At 67.4% G+C, this 16,649-nt stretch carries 22 protein-coding genes; 1 reads left to right on the top strand and 21 read right to left on the bottom strand.

What is annotated here, in order from left to right; genetic code table 11:
• Positions 1–6: 6 nt before the first annotated feature.
• From rpsH to rpsL, 21 genes are all read right to left on the bottom strand, one after another.
• Positions 7–405 (bottom strand): 30S ribosomal protein S8, encoded by a 399-nt coding sequence (gene rpsH / locus AB4039_RS10355; protein ID WP_007265911.1) that lies wholly within the window; start codon positions 403–405, stop codon positions 7–9.
• A 222-nt stretch (positions 406–627) separates the two neighbouring features.
• A complete protein-coding gene (locus tag AB4039_RS10350; protein ID WP_003956452.1) occupies positions 628–813 on the bottom strand; it encodes a type Z 30S ribosomal protein S14 in 186 nt (61 codons plus the stop codon).
• A 5-nt stretch (positions 814–818) separates the two neighbouring features.
• The gene (gene rplE, locus AB4039_RS10345; RefSeq protein WP_442270543.1) at positions 819–1,370 is read right to left on the bottom strand and encodes a 50S ribosomal protein L5; all 552 of its coding nucleotides are present in this window, start codon (positions 1,368–1,370) and stop codon (positions 819–821) included.
• Positions 1,370–1,693 (bottom strand): 50S ribosomal protein L24, encoded by a 324-nt coding sequence (gene rplX / locus AB4039_RS10340; protein WP_030230645.1) that lies wholly within the window; start codon positions 1,691–1,693, stop codon positions 1,370–1,372. The genes rplE and rplX overlap by 1 nt, the downstream gene beginning before the upstream one ends.
• A 2-nt stretch (positions 1,694–1,695) precedes the next feature.
• Positions 1,696–2,064 (bottom strand): 50S ribosomal protein L14, encoded by a 369-nt coding sequence (gene rplN / locus AB4039_RS10335; protein WP_003956455.1) that lies wholly within the window; start codon positions 2,062–2,064, stop codon positions 1,696–1,698.
• A 98-nt stretch (positions 2,065–2,162) separates the two neighbouring features.
• Positions 2,163–2,444 (bottom strand): 30S ribosomal protein S17, encoded by a 282-nt coding sequence (gene rpsQ / locus AB4039_RS10330; protein ID WP_030026328.1) that lies wholly within the window; start codon positions 2,442–2,444, stop codon positions 2,163–2,165.
• Complete coding sequence (gene rpmC / locus AB4039_RS10325) at positions 2,444–2,668, bottom strand: 50S ribosomal protein L29 (protein ID WP_008739703.1); 225 nt, start codon at positions 2,666–2,668, stop codon at positions 2,444–2,446. The genes rpsQ and rpmC overlap by 1 nt, the downstream gene beginning before the upstream one ends.
• Positions 2,668–3,087, bottom strand: a complete 420-nt coding sequence (rplP, locus tag AB4039_RS10320) for a 50S ribosomal protein L16 (RefSeq protein ID WP_030026326.1) — start codon at positions 3,085–3,087, stop codon at positions 2,668–2,670. The genes rpmC and rplP overlap by 1 nt, the downstream gene beginning before the upstream one ends.
• A 5-nt stretch (positions 3,088–3,092) precedes the next feature.
• Positions 3,093–3,932: a 30S ribosomal protein S3 gene (gene rpsC / locus AB4039_RS10315; RefSeq protein ID WP_007265905.1), complete on the bottom strand. Its 840-nt coding sequence runs from the start codon at positions 3,930–3,932 to the stop codon at positions 3,093–3,095.
• Entirely contained in the window at positions 3,932–4,279 is a 348-nt protein-coding gene (rplV, locus tag AB4039_RS10310; protein WP_007265904.1) for a 50S ribosomal protein L22, read from the bottom strand. Before rplV ends, rpsC begins: the two co-directional genes overlap by 1 nt.
• A gap of 43 nt (positions 4,280–4,322) precedes the next feature.
• Positions 4,323–4,604: a 30S ribosomal protein S19 gene (gene rpsS / locus AB4039_RS10305; RefSeq protein ID WP_008739713.1), complete on the bottom strand. Its 282-nt coding sequence runs from the start codon at positions 4,602–4,604 to the stop codon at positions 4,323–4,325.
• 12 nt (positions 4,605–4,616) lie between these two features.
• Positions 4,617–5,453 (bottom strand): 50S ribosomal protein L2, encoded by an 837-nt coding sequence (gene rplB, locus AB4039_RS10300; protein WP_008739715.1) that lies wholly within the window; start codon positions 5,451–5,453, stop codon positions 4,617–4,619.
• A gap of 39 nt (positions 5,454–5,492) precedes the next feature.
• Entirely contained in the window at positions 5,493–5,816 is a 324-nt protein-coding gene (rplW, locus tag AB4039_RS10295; protein ID WP_215023440.1) for a 50S ribosomal protein L23, read from the bottom strand.
• Positions 5,816–6,466 carry a 50S ribosomal protein L4 gene (gene rplD, locus AB4039_RS10290; RefSeq protein ID WP_266841138.1) on the bottom strand — a complete coding sequence of 217 codons (651 nt, stop codon included), beginning with the start codon at positions 6,464–6,466 and terminating at the stop codon, positions 5,816–5,818. Before rplD ends, rplW begins: the two co-directional genes overlap by 1 nt.
• A gap of 4 nt (positions 6,467–6,470) precedes the next feature.
• Complete coding sequence (gene rplC, locus AB4039_RS10285) at positions 6,471–7,115, bottom strand: 50S ribosomal protein L3 (protein ID WP_008739720.1); 645 nt, start codon at positions 7,113–7,115, stop codon at positions 6,471–6,473.
• A gap of 14 nt (positions 7,116–7,129) precedes the next feature.
• Positions 7,130–7,438: a 30S ribosomal protein S10 gene (rpsJ, locus tag AB4039_RS10280; protein ID WP_003948644.1), complete on the bottom strand. Its 309-nt coding sequence runs from the start codon at positions 7,436–7,438 to the stop codon at positions 7,130–7,132.
• Between the two features lie 453 nt (positions 7,439–7,891).
• A complete protein-coding gene (locus AB4039_RS10275; protein WP_266841137.1) occupies positions 7,892–9,064 on the bottom strand; it encodes a hypothetical protein in 1,173 nt (390 codons plus the stop codon).
• 136 nt (positions 9,065–9,200) lie between these two features.
• Entirely contained in the window at positions 9,201–10,394 is a 1,194-nt protein-coding gene (gene tuf, locus AB4039_RS10270) for an elongation factor Tu (RefSeq protein WP_266841135.1), read from the bottom strand.
• 150 nt (positions 10,395–10,544) lie between these two features.
• Positions 10,545–12,677 carry an elongation factor G gene (gene fusA / locus AB4039_RS10265; RefSeq protein WP_266841134.1) on the bottom strand — a complete coding sequence of 711 codons (2,133 nt, stop codon included), beginning with the start codon at positions 12,675–12,677 and terminating at the stop codon, positions 10,545–10,547.
• 39 nt (positions 12,678–12,716) lie between these two features.
• Positions 12,717–13,187 carry a 30S ribosomal protein S7 gene (gene rpsG / locus AB4039_RS10260; RefSeq protein WP_007265894.1) on the bottom strand — a complete coding sequence of 157 codons (471 nt, stop codon included), beginning with the start codon at positions 13,185–13,187 and terminating at the stop codon, positions 12,717–12,719.
• A gap of 2 nt (positions 13,188–13,189) precedes the next feature.
• Positions 13,190–13,561, bottom strand: a complete 372-nt coding sequence (gene rpsL / locus AB4039_RS10255) for a 30S ribosomal protein S12 (RefSeq protein WP_007265893.1) — start codon at positions 13,559–13,561, stop codon at positions 13,190–13,192.
• A 400-nt stretch (positions 13,562–13,961) separates the two neighbouring features.
• Between rpsL and AB4039_RS10250 the strand changes: the two genes are divergently transcribed.
• A complete protein-coding gene (locus tag AB4039_RS10250) occupies positions 13,962–16,463 on the top strand; it encodes a YfhO family protein (protein WP_442270542.1) in 2,502 nt (833 codons plus the stop codon).
• Positions 16,464–16,649: the final 186 nt, after the last annotated feature.

Here is a 16,649-nt window from a genome sequence, read left to right as displayed (position 1 = left end):
TCCCGACTACCAGACGTAGGCGAGGACTTCCCCACCTACGCCCTTCTTGCCTGCCTGCTGGCCGGTGAGGAGACCGTGGGACGTGGAGATGATCGCCACGCCCAGGCCGCCGAGCACCTTCGGCAGGTTGGTGGACTTCGCGTACACGCGCAGACCGGGCTTCGAGATCCGCTTGATGCCCGCGATGGAGCGCTCACGGTTCGGCCCGAACTTCAGCTCGAGGACGAGGTTCTTGCCGACCTCGGCGTCCTCGACCTTCCAGCCGGTGATGAAACCCTCCTGCTTGAGGATCTCTGCGATGTGCGACTTGATCTTGCTGTGCGGCATCACGACGGTGTCGTGGTACGCCGAGTTAGCGTTACGCAGACGCGTGAGCATGTCTGCGATCGGGTCAGTCATGGTCATGAAGTGGCCTTCGGCCTCTCTCGCCGGGGTTTCCTGTATGCGCCATCCCTCTCCCCACTCTGTGGCGGGACGGGTGCGGTGCGGGGACCTACGGCGTAGTAAGTCGATAGGGCGGCGGACGCCCAACCACACAAGCCTACGGCATGCGGAGCTGGGCACCCACCGACCAGATGCTTACCGAGAGTCTCTGGAACTTCCCAAGTCCTTGCGGACGAGGGGGAGTTACCAGGAGCTCTTGGTTACGCCCGGCAGCTCGCCACGGTGAGCCATCTCACGAAGGCAGACGCGGCACAGGCCGAACTTGCGGTACACGGAGTGGGGACGACCGCAGCGCTGGCAGCGGGTGTACGCACGCACACCGAACTTGGGCTTGCGGGCAGCCTTCGCGATGAGAGCCTTCTTCGCCATCTCGCTTACGCCTCCTTGAAGGGGAAGCCGAGGTGACGAAGGAGCGCGCGGCCCTCAGCGTCGTTGGTCGCCGTGGTGACCACGGTGATGTCCATACCCCGGGTAYGGTCGATCTTGTCCTGGTCGATCTCGTGGAACATGACCTGCTCCGTGAGACCGAAGGTGTAGTTGCCACGGCCGTCGAACTGCTTCGGCGACAGACCACGGAAGTCACGGATACGCGGCAGCGCGAGCGACAGCGTACGGTCCAGGAACTCCCACATGCGGTCACCACGGAGGGTGACGTGGCAGCCGATCGGCTGACCCTCGCGCAGCTTGAACTGCGCGATGGACTTGCGGGCCTTCGTGACGGCCGGCTTCTGACCGGTGATCGTCGTCAGGTCGCGGATGGCGCCGTCGATCAGCTTGGAGTCGCGGGCGGCGTCGCCCACACCCATGTTGACCACGATCTTCACGAGGCCGGGGATCTGCATGACGTTCTCGTAGGAGAACTCCTCACGCAGCTTGCCCGCGATGTCCTCGCGGTACTTCGTCTTGAGACGCGGAGTGGTAGCCATCAGATGTCCTCACCCGTCCGCTTGGCAACGCGGATCTTGTTGCCCTCGTCGTCGAAGCGGAAACCGACGCGGGTGACGACCTTCTGGCCGTCCTTCTCCACGACCAGCTGAACGTTGCTGACGTGGATCGGCGCCTCGGTGATCACGATGCCACCGGTCTGCGAGCCACCAGCGGTCTGGCCGGCCTTGGTGTGCTTCTTGACCCGGTTGACACCCTCGACGAGGACGCGGTCGTTGGCGGGGAAGGCCGCGATGACCTTGCCCTGCTTGCCCTTGTCCTTACCGGTGATGACCTGGACCAGGTCGCCCTTCTTGATCTTCATGCTTACAGCACCTCCGGCGCGAGCGAGATGATCTTCATGAACTTCTTCTCGCGCAGCTCACGGCCGACGGGGCCGAAGATACGGGTGCCGCGAGGGTCGCCGTCGTTCTTCAGAATGACGGCGGCGTTCTCGTCGAAGCGGATGTACGAGCCGTCCTGGCGGCGGCGCTCCTTGACGGTGCGAACGATGACCGCCTTGACGACGTCACCCTTCTTCACGTTGCCACCGGGGATCGCATCCTTGACGGTGGCGACGATGACGTCACCGATGCCCGCGTAGCGGCGACCGGAGCCACCGAGAACACGGATGCAAAGGATCTCCTTGGCACCAGTGTTGTCGGCGACACGCAGTCGCGACTCCTGCTGGATCACGTCTATCTCCTGATTGTCTGCCGGTTCCCGGCCGGGGCTTCAGAGAAGCCCCGACCGAGCCTGGCGGAACGAACTTGAAGGGTTACCCCTTCAAGAAATTACTTGGCCTTCTCGAGGATCTCGACGATGCGCCAGCGCTTGCTCGCCGACAGCGGACGCGTCTCCATGATGAGGACGCGGTCGCCGACGCCGGCAGCGTTCTGCTCGTCGTGAGCCTTGAGCTTGTTCGTACGGCGGATGACCTTGCCGTACAGCGCGTGCTTGACGCGGTCCTCGACGGCGACGACGACGGTCTTGTCCATCTTGTCGCTGACGACGAGACCCTCACGGGTCTTGCGGAAGCCGCGCTCGTTCGTCTCAGTCACGTTCTTCTCGCTCATCAGGCGCTCTCCACCGTCTCGATACCGAGCTCACGCTCGTGCATCAGGGTGTAGATGCGAGCGATGTCCTTACGGACGGACTTGAGCCGGCCGTTGTTCTCCAGCTGACCCGTGGCCGCCTGGAAGCGGAGCTTGAACAGCTCCTCCTTGGCCTCGCGCAGCTTGCCAACGAGCTCCTCGTTGCCGAGCTCACGCAGCTCGGACGCCTTGGTTCCCGTCGCCATCACGACTCACCTGCCTCGCGCCGAACAATCCGGCACTTCATCGGAAGCTTGTGAGCAGCGCGGGTGAGCGCCTCACGAGCAATCTTCTCGTTCGGGTAGGACAGCTCGAACATGACCCGGCCCGGGTGCACGTTCGCGATCCACCACTCGGGAGAACCCTTACCGGAACCCATGCGGGTTTCGGCCGGCTTCTTCGTCAGCGGACGGTCCGGGTAGATGTTGATCCAGACCTTGCCGCCACGCTTGATGTGGCGGGTCATCGCGATACGAGCCGCCTCGATCTGGCGGTTCGTGACATAGGCGGGGGTGAGCGCCTGGATACCGTACTCGCCGAACGAGACCTCAGTACCGCCCTTGGCCATACCGCGGCGCTTCGGGTGGTGCTGCTTACGGTGCTTGACCCTACGAGGGATCAGCATGTCGGTCAGGCCTCCGTTCCGGTGCTCTCAGCCGGAGCGGCGGCGGGAGCGTCGGCCTTGGGGGCCTCGGCACCAGCAGCCTGCTGCGGCTTGCGGCCACCACGGCCGCCGCGCTCGCCACCACGGCCACCACGGCCGGCGGGACGGTCGCCAGCGCCGGCACCACGGGCCGGGCGGTTACCCGCACGGGCCGCAGCGTTCTCGGCGCGAACCTCGGCGATGTTCTTGACGTCGCCCTTGTAGATCCAGACCTTCACACCGATACGGCCGAAGGTGGTCTTGGCCTCGAAGAAGCCGTAGTCCACGTTCGCGCGCAGCGTGTGCAGCGGCACACGACCCTCGCGGTAGAACTCGGAGCGGGACATCTCGGCGCCGCCGAGACGGCCGCCACACTGGATCTTGATGCCCTTGGCGCCGGCCTTCATCGTGCCCTGCATGCTCTTGCGCATGGCACGACGGAAGGAGACGCGGGAGGAGAGCTGCTCGGCAACGGCCTGGGCAACCAGCTGAGCGTCGAGCTCGGGGTTCTTGACCTCGAGGATGTTCAGCTGGACCTGCTTGCCCGTGAGCTTCTCGAGGTCACCGCGGATGCGGTCGGCCTCGGCGCCACGGCGGCCGATGACGATGCCCGGACGAGCGGTGTGGATGTCCACACGCACGCGGTCACGGGTGCGCTCGATCTCAACCTTCGAGATGCCGGCGCGCTCCATGCCGGACGTCATCATCCGACGGATGGCGACGTCTTCCTTGACGTAGTCCTTGTACAGCTTGTCGGCGTACCAACGCGACTTGAAGTCGGTGGTGATGCCGAGCCGGAACCCGTGCGGGTTTACCTTCTGGCCCATTACCGGGAACCTTCCTTGCTGCTGACGACCACGGTGATGTGGCTGGTCCGCTTGCGGATCCGGTAGGCACGGCCCTGGGCACGCGGACGGAACCGCTTCAGGGTCGGGCCCTCGTCCACGTACGCCTCGCTGATGACCAGCGTGGAGGCGTCCGGGTGGTTGTAGTTGTGTGCGGCGTTGGCAATGGCGCTGTCAAGCACCTTGCCGACCGGCACGCTCGCGGCCTGCGGGGCGAAACGCAGGACCGCCTGAGCCTCCGTGGCATCCATGCCACGGATAAGGTCCACCACTCGGCGGGCCTTCATGGGCGTGACGCGGATGTACCGCGCCTGGGCCCTGGCTTCCATGGTTGTCCCTTCGGTGTAAGTCATAGTCGTAACCACCCCGCCTTTAGCGGCGCTTCGACTTCCGGTCGTCCTTGACGTGGCCGCGGAAGGTGCGAGTCGGCGAGAACTCGCCGAGCTTGTGGCCGACCATCGACTCGGTGACGAACACCGGGACGTGGGTCTTGCCGTTGTGCACCGCGATGGTGTGACCCAGCATGCTGGGGATGATCATCGAGCGACGGGACCAGGTCTTGATGACGTTCTTGGTGCCGGCTTCGTTCTGGACGTCCACCTTCTTTACGAGGTGGTCGTCGACGAAGGGCCCCTTCTTGAGACTGCGCGGCATCTAAACCCGCTCCTAGCGCTTCTTGTTCGTCTTGCGGCGGCGGACGATGTACTTGCTCGAAGCCTTCTTCGGCGAGCGAGTACGACCCTCCTTCTGACCCCACGGGGAGACCGGGTGGCGACCACCACTGGTCTTGCCCTCACCACCACCGTGCGGGTGGTCAACCGGGTTCATCGCGACACCGCGGACGGAGGGGCGAACGCCCTTCCAGCGCATGCGGCCGGCCTTGCCCCAGTTGATGTTCGACTGCTCGGCGTTGCCGACCTCGCCGACCGTGGCGCGGCAGCGCGCGTCGACGAGACGGATCTCGCCCGACGGCATGCGGAGGTGGGCCATGGTGCCCTCCTTCGCCAGCAGCTGCACGGAGGCACCAGCCGAACGCGCGAACTTGGCGCCGCCACCGGGACGGAGCTCGATCGCGTGGATCGTGGTACCGACCGGGATGTTGCGGAGCGCGAGGTTGTTACCGGGCTTGATGTCGGCCGTGGGGCCGTTCTCAATCCGGTCGCCCTGCTTCAGAGCCTTCGGCGCGATGATGTAGCGCTTCTCGCCGTCCGCGTAGTGCAGGAGCGCGATGCGCGCGGTGCGGTTGGGGTCGTACTCGATGTGCGCGACCTTGGCCGGCACGCCGTCCTTGTCGTGACGACGGAAGTCGATCACGCGGTAGGCGCGCTTGTGTCCACCACCCTGGTGGCGAACAGTGATCCGACCGGTGTTGTTACGGCCGCCCTTGCTGTGCAGCGGGCGAACCAGCGACTTCTCCGGCGTGGACCGCGTGATCTCGACAAAGTCGGCGACGCTGGAGCCACGACGGCCCGGGGTCGTCGGCTTGTACTTGCGGATACCCATTTCTCAGTCCTCGTCCGATTCCGGACGACTAGACCTCCGTTAGGAGGCCTGGCCGCCGAAGATGTCGATTCGGTCGCCCTCAGCGAGGGTCACGATGGCGCGCTTGGTGTCAGCGCGCTTGCCGAAACCGGTCTTGGTGCGCTTGCGCTTACCCTGACGGTTGATCGTGTTGACCCCGGTGACCTTGACCGAGAAGACCGCTTCCACAGCCTGCTTGATCTGGGTCTTGTTCGAGCCGGGCGCGACGATGAACGTGTACTTGTTCTCGTCGAGCAGCGCGTAGCTCTTCTCCGAGACAACCGGCTTGATCAGCAGGTCGCGCGGGTCGGTGAAGGTCTTGCTGGTAACGGTCGCGTCAGACATTACGCGTCGCTCCCTTCGGTCTCATCGGCCTTGGGGCCAGACACGAAGGACTCGAAAGCGGCCTGAGTGAAGACCACGTCGTCAGAGACGATCACGTCGTACGTGTTCAGCTGGCCCGGCTCCAGGATGTGAACCTGGGGCAGGTTGCGGGCGGACAGCCACGCGGCCTCTTCGCTGCGGTCGACGACCAGGAGCAGGTTCTTGCGCTCCGAGATCTTGCCGAACAGCGTCTTGGCGGCCTTCGTGGAGGCGGCACCCTCGACCACGCCGGTGACGACGTGGATGCGGGAGTGACGCGCACGGTCCGAGAGGGCACCGCGGAGGGCGGCGGCCTTCATCTTCTTCGGGGTCCGCTGCGAGTAGTCACGCGGCTGCGGGCCGTGGACGACGCCACCGCCGGCGAACTGCGGAGCGCGGGTCGAACCCTGACGGGCGCGGCCGGTGCCCTTCTGGCGGTACGGCTTGCGGCCACCACCACGGACTTCGCCACGGGTCTTGGTCTTGTGCGTGCCCTGACGGGCAGCAGCCAGCTGAGCGACAACGACCTGGTGGATCAGCGGAACGCTGGTCTTGGCGTCGAAGATCTCCGCGGGGAGCTCGACGGTACCGGCCTTGTCGCCTGCCGGCGAAAGGATGTCAATGGTGCTCATTACCTCAAGCCCCCTTGGCCGCGGTACGGACCAGGACGAGGCCGCCGTTCGGACCGGGGACCGCGCCCTTGATGAGCAGCAGACCCTTCTCCGCGTCAACCGCGTGGATGGTCAGGTTCTGGGTGGTGACGCGCTCGTTACCCATGCGACCGGCCATGCGCATGCCCTTGAAGACACGCCCAGGGGTGGCACAGCCACCGATCGAACCGGGGGAGCGGTGCTTGCGCTGCACACCGTGACCGGCGCCGAGGCCCCGGAAGTTGTGCCGCTTCATGACACCGGCGAAGCCCTTGCCCTTGCTGTTGCCCGTGACGTCAACCTTGACGCCGGACTCGAACACCTGGGCGGTGATCTCCTGGCCGAGCGTGTACTCGCTGGCGTCGGAGGTGCGGAGCTCCACCAGGTGGCGGCGCGGGGTGACGTCGGCCTTGGCGAAGTGACCCTTGAGGGGCTTGTTCACCTTGCGCGGGTCGATCTCGCCGAAGGCGATCTGGACCGACTCGTAGCCGTCGATGTCGTTCGTACGGACCTGGGTAACGACGCAGGGTCCGGCCTTGACCACGGTGACCGGGACGACACGGTTGTTCTCGTCCCAGACCTGGGTCATGCCGAGCTTCTCGCCCAGGACGCCCTTGATCTGCTTTGCCATCTTCTCGACGCCTCTCAGAGCTTGATCTCGATGTCAACGCCGGCCGGAAGGTCCAGGCGCATCAGCGAGTCAACGGTCTTGGGCGTCGGGTCGAGGATGTCGATCAGGCGCTTGTGCGTGCGCATCTCGAAGTGCTCGCGCGAGTCCTTGTACTTGTGCGGCGACTTGATGACGCAGTACACGTTCTTCTCAGTGGGCAGCGGCACCGGGCCTGCGACCGACGCACCAGTGCGGGTCACCGTCTCGACGATCTTCTTCGCCGAGGAGTCGATGACCTCGTGGTCGTAGGCCTTGAGCCGGATGCGGATCTTCTGTCCCGCCATGGCTACTCCGTAGTCCTGTCTGTATGTGGAAACGCTCTGGCGCTCGGTCGGCTGCGGGACGGATCCCGCGGCTTCTCTCCGACCCACGCGGTCGGGCGTGTCGCACTCCCTCTACAGAAAATTCCCATACGGAAATTCCCTCGTCCAAGGGGATGCGGTCCCGGACCGCGCATCGGGGGAGAAACACCCACCGAGTGCCTGGCAAGCACCCTGCTGACACTTCCCAGAAGATTCCCGTACGTCCGCCCTCATTGCTGCCCCGAAAGGCAGATTAAGGACGACGAGTACTGTGGGACTCGCTTCCGGTCCTCCCGGCGGGAGGCGCACAGCATCGGCACTCAACCGAGCAACTTGAGTAGTCTGCCATACGAGACACGTACCTGGCCAATCGGGCGGAAGACAATACCCCGCCGCGCGATCACGTCAAACCCGCCGCGCGCCGGGGATCCCTGGTCAGGACCGCGTGACGGTCCCGCACTCCCCTCCGCGGATGTCACCGCTGCGGTCGTACGGATCCATGGCCGGTCCGGAGGGCTGCGTTCCGCCCGGCGCGTCCTTCGGGAAGTCCGGGTGCAGGAAGCCGCCGGTCGCCTCGCAGCGCACGTTCGACCACTCCGACCTGTACGTGTCCAGCTGGAGCTTCCCGCTGGTCGCCTGCCAGCGCGCGGGGTCGAGCACCGAGAAGGTGATCTGCCGGCGCACGATCGTCCGCTGCACGCGCCCGTCCCCCTTCGTCACCGGGTGCACGAAGGTGTAGTCGGTCACCACCCGGAGCTCCCCGGGCTCCCCCGCCTCCGCGCGCATGCTGCCGCGCACCTTGACGACGCCGCCGACGGGCCGGACCTCGGCCGGGTCGAAGCGCGTGAACAGGGTGACGGGGTCGTTCTCGGCGTCGGGCCGTGCCAGGGCTCGCTCCAGGCGCTGCGGGACCTCCGGCTGCCGGGGGTCCAGGAGCGCGAGCGCCGCCTCCGGCCGCCCGCCCCGCAGGGCCGCCGGGTCCAGGTTCGCGGCGACCAGGAAGGCCTTCGCCTTGGCGAGCGCGTCCGCGACCCGCTCCTGCGGCATCCCGGCCGTGGCGCTCGCCGGGGGCACCTCGATGGCGGCGGCGCCCTCGCCCCACTGGAGGGCCGGCGAGCCCCGGAAGGGCTCCTCCAGCGTCGGCTGGTCCGGGTACACGGCCTCCGGGGCCGCGGTCGGACGTACGGACTCGGCGGGCAGCGGAGCGGCGTTGGCGGCCCGCTCACGGGCCTCCGTCGTGCCCGTGAGCCGGTCGATCAGCAGTTCCGGCCGCACGGCGACCAGCGCGAGCCCCGCGATGAGCACGATCGCGGCGGTCGCCTTGAGCCTGCGCCCGGTCTTCCCCCGGCCTTCCCGCTCCTGCCAGGCCGGCCCCGTACGCCACCCCGGCGGATCGCCCGGCACGGGGCGGGACCGGCGCCCGAACCGGCCGCGCCCCCGCGCCGCGCGCTCCCGCGCCTCCTCCTCCCGCCGCAGCCGCTCGGTGACCATCCGCGCCCGCGCCGACGGCTCCTTCGGCGCGTTCGCGGACTCCCGCGCGATCTCCTCGCCGAACCGGGCCCACTCCTCGTCGGATATGCCGGATCCGCCGGCGTCCCGCTGCCCCATGCCCTTCCCCACCCCTGTCTGCGCAATGCCCTCGAACCGGAGAAGGGCCCCTCCCCCGCCGCCGGAGCGGTGGGGAAAGGGCCCTTCTGCCGAACATGGTGCCCGCTCGCGCGAGCTACCAGGTCAGAGCACGAAATTACTTCGTGATCTTGGTGACCTGGCCGGCGCCCACGGTACGACCACCCTCACGGATGGCGAACTTCAGGCCCTCCTCCATGGCGACCGGCTGGATCAGCGCGACCGTCATGTCGGTGTTGTCGCCCGGCATGACCATCTCGGTGCCCTCGGGGAGGGTCACGACGCCGGTCACGTCCGTGGTACGGAAGTAGAACTGCGGGCGGTAGTTGTTGAAGAACGGGGTGTGACGGCCACCCTCGTCCTTCGACAGGATGTACGCGGCGGCCTCGAACTCGGTGTGCGGCGTAACCGAACCGGGCTTGATGATGACCTGGCCGCGCTCGACGTCCTCGCGCTTGATGCCACGGAGGAGCAGACCGACGTTCTCGCCGGCCTGGCCCTCGTCGAGCAGCTTGCGGAACATCTCGATGCCGGTGACCGTGGTGGTGGTCTTCTCGGTCTTGATGCCGATGATGTCGACGGTCTCGTTGACCTTGAGGACACCACGCTCGATGCGACCGGTGACGACGGTGCCACGACCGGTGATCGTGAAGACGTCCTCGACGGGCATCAGGAACGGCTTCTCGGTGTCACGCGGCGGGGTCGGGATGGCCTCGTCCACGGCGTCCATCAGGCCGAGGAGCTTGTCACCCCACTCCTTGTCGCCCTCGAGCGCCTTGAGCGCGGAGACCTGGACGACCGGCAGGTCGTCGCCCGGGAAGTCGTACTCGGAGAGCAGCTCACGGACCTCGAGCTCGACGAGCTCCAGGATCTCCTCGTCGTCCACCATGTCGGCCTTGTTCAGGGCGACGACGATGTACGGAACGCCGACCTGGCGGGCCAGGAGCACGTGCTCCTTGGTCTGCGGCATCGGGCCGTCGGTGGCGGCGACCACGAGGATGGCACCGTCCATCTGGGCGGCACCGGTGATCATGTTCTTGATGTAGTCCGCGTGACCCGGGCAGTCGACGTGGGCGTAGTGACGCGCCTCGGTCTGGTACTCGACGTGCGCGATCGAGATGGTGATACCGCGCTGGCGCTCCTCAGGAGCCTTGTCGATCTGATCGAAGGCCGAGGCCGCGTTCAGGTCCGGGTACTTGTCGTGCAGCACCTTGGTAATGGCGGCCGTGAGGGTCGTCTTACCGTGGTCAATGTGACCGATGGTGCCGATGTTGACGTGCGGCTTAGTCCGCTCGAACTTCGCCTTCGCCACGGGGGTCCTCCTGAGAGTGGTTCTGTACGCCTTGAATCATCGGCGCCAGGTGATCTTTGCTGGATAGCCGGTTCCCCCGGGGCAACGGGAGGGTTGCTCCTGTTGCCCCTGAGGCTCCGGTGGCAAGCCTAAAGCGTGTACTCGGAAGAGTTACTCGCCCTTGGCCTTCGCGATGATCTCCTCAGCGACGTTCCGGGGAACCTCGGCGTAGGAGTCGAACTGCATCGAGTAGCTGGCGCGACCCGAGGTCTTGCTGCGGAGGTCTCCGACGTAGCCGAACATCTCCGAAAGCGGCACGAGGCCCTTCACGACGCGAGCGCCGTGGCGCTCCTCCATGGCCTGGATCTGGCCACGGCGGGAGTTGATGTCACCGATGACGTCACCCATGTAGTCCTCGGGCGTGGTGACCTCGACGGCCATCATCGGCTCCATGAGCACGGGGGACGCCTTGCGCGCGGCCTCCTTGAAGGCCTGCGAACCGGCGATCTTGAAGGCGAGCTCGGAGGAGTCGACCTCGTGGTAGCCACCGTCGAGAAGCGTGACGCGGACGCCCGTCATCTCGTAGCCGGCCAGGATGCCGAACTGCATGGCCTCCTGCGCACCGGCGTCGACCGAAGGGATGTACTCCTTCGGCACGCGGCCACCGGTGACCTTGTTCACGAACTCGTACGCCGGACCGTCAGCCTCGGTGATGGGCTCGATCGCGATCTGCACCTTGGCGAACTGACCGGTACCACCGGTCTGCTTCTTGTGGGTGTAGTCGTGACGCTCGACGGTGCCGCGGATGGTCTCGCGGTACGCGACCTGCGGCTTGCCGACGTTGGCTTCGACCTTGAACTCGCGCTTCATACGGTCGACCAGCACCTCAAGGTGCAGCTCGCCCATACCGCCGAGGATGGTCTGGCCCGTCTCCTCGTCCGAGTGAACGTGGAAGGAGGGGTCCTCCTCCGCGAGACGCTGGATGGCGACACCCAGCTTCTCCTGGTCACCCTTGGACTTGGGCTCGATGGCGACCTGGATGACCGGAGCCGGGAAGTCCATGGACTCCAGGATCACGGGCTGCTTGTCGTCACACAGCGTCTCACCGGTGGTGGTCTGCTTCAGGCCCATGACGGCGACGATGTCGCCGGCGCCCACCGCCGCGATCTCCTCACGCTTGTTCGCGTGCATGCGGTAGATCTTGCCGATGCGCTCCTTCTTGCCCTTGACGGAGTTCAGCACCGCAGTGCCGGCCTCCAGGCGGCCCGAGTAAACCCGGACGAAGGTGAGCTTGCCGAGGTGCGGGTCGCTCATGATCTTGAACGCCAGCGCCGCGAGGGGCTCCTCGTCGGAAGGCTTGCGCTTCACGACGACCTCGGGGTCCCGGACGTCGTGGCCTTCGATGGCCTCGATGTCCAGGGGCGAGGGCAGGTAGCGGACGACGGCGTCGAGCAGGGGCTGAACGCCCTTGTTCTTGAACGCCGTGCCACAGAACACCGCGGTGATCGTGGGCTCGCCCTTGCCCTTGCCGGAGCCGAGGATGATGCGACGGACGGCGGCGTGCAGCTGCTCCACGGACGGCTCGTCGCCGTTCAGGAAGAGCTCCATGATCTCGTCGTCGTTCTCGGCGACGGTCTCGACCAGCTTGCCGCGCCACTCTTCAGCGGCCTCGGTGTGCGTGGCCGGGATGTCGACGATGTCGTACATCTCGCCCTTGGTCGCCTCGGCGGACCAGACGAACGCCTTCATCGTGACGAGGTCGACGACACCCTGGAAGTCGGCCTCGGCACCGATGGGGAGCTGCATGACGATCGGAACCGCACCGAGGCGGTCCTTGATCATCTCGACACAGCGGTGGAACTCGGCGCCGGTGCGGTCGAGCTTGTTGACGAAGCAGATGCGCGGCACGCCGTAGCGGTCCGCCTGACGCCAAACGGTCTCGGACTGCGGCTCGACGCCGGCCACACCGTCGAACACGGTGACGGCGCCGTCGAGGACGCGGAGCGAACGCTCCACCTCGACGGTGAAGTCGACGTGACCCGGGGTGTCGATGATGTTGATGGTGTGGTCAACATCTTCGAGCGGCCAGTGGCAGGTGGTGGCGGCAGACGTGATGGTGATACCACGCTCCTGCTCCTGCTCCATCCAGTCCATCGTGGCAGCGCCGTCGTGGACCTCACCGATCTTGTACGACACACCGGTGTAGAACAGGATGCGCTCGGTGGTGGTCGTCTTGCCCGCGTCGATGTGGGCCATGATGCCGATGTTGCGCACCTTGGCCAGGTCAAGCGAAGTGGTAGCCATATCGGCTCAGTCTTCTCTCGGTCTCGATGTGGGTTGGGACTACCAGCGGTAGTGCGCGAAGGCCTTGTTGGACTCGGCCATCTTGTGCGTGTCCTCACGCTTCTTGACGGCAGCGCCAAGACCGTTCGAGGCGTCGAGCAGCTCGTTCATCAGGCGCTCGGTCATGGTCTTCTCGCGGCGGGCGCGGGAGTAACCCACGAGCCAGCGGAGGGCCAGGGTCGACTGGCGACCCGGCTTGACCTCGACGGGAACCTGGTAGGTCGCGCCACCGACACGGCGGGACTTGACCTCGAGGGACGGCTTGACGTTCTCCAGCGCGCGCTTCAGCGTGATGACCGGGTCGTTGCCGGTCTTCTCGCGGAGGCCTTCCATGGCGCCGTAAACGATGCGCTCGGCGGTGGAGCGCTTGCCGTTCAGGAGGATCTTGTTGATGAGCGAGGTCACCAGAGGAGATGCGTAGACCGGGTCGATGATGACCGGGCGCTTCGGGGCGGGGCCCTTACGAGGCATTCTTACTTCTCCTTCTTGGCGCCGTAGCGGCTGCGGGCCTGCTTGCGGTTCTTGACAGCCTGGGTGTCAAGCGCACCGCGGATGATCTTGTAACGAACACCCGGCAGGTCCTTCACACGGCCACCACGCACGAGCACGATCGAGTGCTCCTGCAGGTTGTGTCCCTCACCCGGAATGTAAGCGGTGACCTCGATGCCGGAGGTCAGACGCACACGCGCGACCTTACGGAGCGCCGAGTTCGGCTTCTTCGGGGTGGTCGTGAACACACGCGTGCAGACGCCACGACGCTGGGGCGAAGCCTCAAGCGCGGGGGTCTTTGTCTTCTCGACCTTGTCCTGCCGGCCCTTACGGACCAGCTGCTGGATCGTAGGCACTACTTCTCCGGTTTCTGTGTGCCGTGTAGTGAAGCTAACCTGGAACTTTGCCGACCCACGCGGTCGGGTGTGTCGGATCCGGCGGACCTCCGCGCAAGCACGGAAACGCATGGATCGCGGTGGCCGATACGGCTCGCGTGCGGTTGATGGACACGCACGGGAGCCCAGGCACACCCCAGGCACAAGGTCTGAGCGTACCCACCGCATCCACTCCGGTCAAAACATAAGCCGTAGCGCCCCGGCCCGTACGGCCCCACAGCTCAGACGCCGCACGGGCGCCGGGCCTCCGAGCCGGGGTGGCCGTGCGCTCTTCGCACCGGCGTGGTAGAGCGGGCGAACTACACTGCCAGCGAATCCCAGCGAGTCAGACCAAAGACGTACGAGCGCCAGGAGCAGGACATTGGGGACGGTCACCTCGGAGCCGACGACGGCGGACACCCCGCCCCCGGACGGCGGCCGGACCCCCGGGTCACCACGCCCCGGCGGGCGGCTGACCCGCCTCTACGGGCCCCTGCTGGCCTTCCTCGTCACCTCGGGCGCCTTCTGCGCGGCCTGGGCGGCGCGCGGCAGCTTCCCCTTCGGCAACACCGGCCGGGCCATCAACGACCAGGCCAACCAGTACGTGCCCTTCCACCGCGCCCTGTGGGACCTGGTCCACGGCCAGGCCTCCGGCGACGTGGTGTTCAGCTGGAGCGGAGGCTTCGGACAGCAGTTCCTGTCCGACTACTACACCTACCTCGGCAACCCCTTCTCCTGGCTCGCCGTCCTCGTCCCGCGCGAACACGTGGACCTGGCCGTCTTCGCGATCACCCCGGTCACGATGGGCGCGGCCGCCGCGCTGATGACCGTCTACCTCGGCAAGCTCCAGGCCGGCCCCTGGTGGCAGCGGGGCGTCCTCGGGGCCGTGTACGGGCTGTGCGGGTGGGCGCTGAGCGACGCCTCGTACATCCCGATGTGGCTGTGGGGCCTGGTCGCGCTCCCGCTGCTCGGCATCGCCGTCGAATGGTGCCTGGAGGAACGGCGCTGGCCGGGCGTCGCCCTCTTCGTCGCCCTCGCGTGGTACGGGAACTTCTACACCGCCATGATGGCCACGATGGCCGCCTGCGTCCTGCTGGCCGTCCGCCTGGTCACCCTGGACCTGACCGGTGCGCAGCGCCTGCGCGCCCTGTGGCGGGCCGCCTCCGCGACGGTCGTGGGCATCCTGCTGACCCTGCCGCTCCTCCTGCCGTCGTTCCTGTCCAGCGGGGCGGCGCAGCCCACCAAGGCGGCCGCCTTCGACCCCGTCCGCATCGAGGTCTTCCTCGCCGGAATGCTCCCGGCCACCCACCTGTGGGGCGGCCGGCCGCGCCTGTACGTGGCCTCGCTGGGGCTGATCCTGGCGGGCAGCTTCCTCTTCAACACCGCGATCGCGAAGAAGACCCGCCTGGTGTGGGCGGCGGCGACGCTGCTGGTCGTCGCCTCCTTCCAGTTCCCGCCGACCCAGTACGTGTGGCACGGACTGGCCGTACCGAACGGCAATCCGTACCGCGAGGCCTTCGTCTTCAGCGGCATGGTGGTCATCGTGGCCTGGCTGGCGCTGGCCAACCGGCCGCGCCCGCTGCACCTGGCACTGGCCGCCGCCCTCCTGGTCGCGGCCACCTTCGTACTGCGCCACACCGACGACTTCGGCGGCTGGACCTGGCCGGCGGTCCTGGGCGGCGGAGCCGTCTCCCTGCTCGCCCTGACCCTGCTCGCGCTCGGCGACAAGCGCCGCCACCTCGTCCCCGTCGCCGCGGTCCTCATGGTCGGCGTGGTCTTCGCCGAGTCCACGGTCGCCGCGGCCAACGCCGACGCCCGCCGCGCCCGCGAGYGCTGGGCCAAGCCGGCCGCCACCTCCAGCCAGTCGATCACCCGCCACTTCGAAGCGGTCCGAGGGGTGGACGGCTGGCCCGCCTACCGGACGGATTCCGGCGCGCCGCAGACCTCGTACAACGACGGCCTCGCCCTGCGGGCGGAGGGCCCGCAGTACTACAGCAGCTACCTGCCGGAGGCCACGTACCAGGCCCTGGAACCCCTCGGCTACGGCTTCAAGAACGACGGCCGGACCTTCTTCGGCGCCGACAACCCGGTGCTCGACGCGATCTTCTCCATCGGCGCCCGGGTCCGCCCCAGCACCACCCCGGGCACCTGGACGGGCTCGAAGTTCCCGGCCCCGCCCCTGGTCACCGTCCGCCCCGCCACCCCGTACACCTCCCCCCACCCGGCGGACAGCGTCTACGCCCGCCAGGAGGCCGTCCTCGGCGCCACCGTCTACGAGGTCCCCGAGGTCACCCGCGGCGGCACCCCCACCGCGCAGACGTACGCGGCCCAGTGCACCCCCGGCTCCGAGGCCTACTGGTACTCCCCCGAGCTCTACGGCACCCTCCACGCCGGAGCCACCCGGCAGACGCTGGAAGACCGCATGAGCGGCGTCCTCCCCCTGGGCCCGGTCCCCGCGTCCGGCCGCCTGGAGGTCACCGTCGACACCCACTCCCGGGGCGCCACCGCGGGCGCCCACCCCATCGGCTGCCTGGACCGCGCCGCCCTGGACGAGACGGTCGGCCACCTCACCGCCACCGGCGCCACCAAGGTCAGCGCGGGCGGCCACACCATCGAGGCCACCCTCCCGAAGGGCTCCACCGGCACCGCCGTCCTCGCGACGACGGCCGTCCCCGGCTGGCAGTGCACCGCCCCGGTCCGCCCCTTCCACGGCCTGCTCGCGGTCCCCCTCACCCCGGGCACCGACAAGGTCTCCTGCACCTTCACCCCGAAGGGCCTCACCCCCGGCCTCGCAGCCGCCGCCCTGGCCCTCCTCACCCTCCTGGCAGTCCCCCTCACCACCCACTTCCGCAGGCGCCGCCGCGCCGGCACCACCCCGCTCTGACCGGCTGCGGCCCGCGGCTCCAGCCCCCAGCTCCGTCCCGCCCTCACCGGATCCCTCGACCGGATCCCTCGAAGGCGTGACGCCCGCGGCCGGAACGGACGGCTTCGCCGTCCGGGGAGGCGGGAGCGCCGGCTGAACTGCCGGCGGGGCGACACCCGCACCCGCTGAGCCCCAGACCCCGCAAAC

The organism is Streptomyces sp. M-16, from assembly GCF_052114405.1.
Taxonomy (GTDB): Bacteria; Actinomycetota; Actinomycetes; order Streptomycetales; family Streptomycetaceae; genus Streptomyces.
The sequence above is the reverse complement of the archived record's forward strand: the minus strand, read 5'-3'. Positions and strand labels throughout refer to the sequence as shown.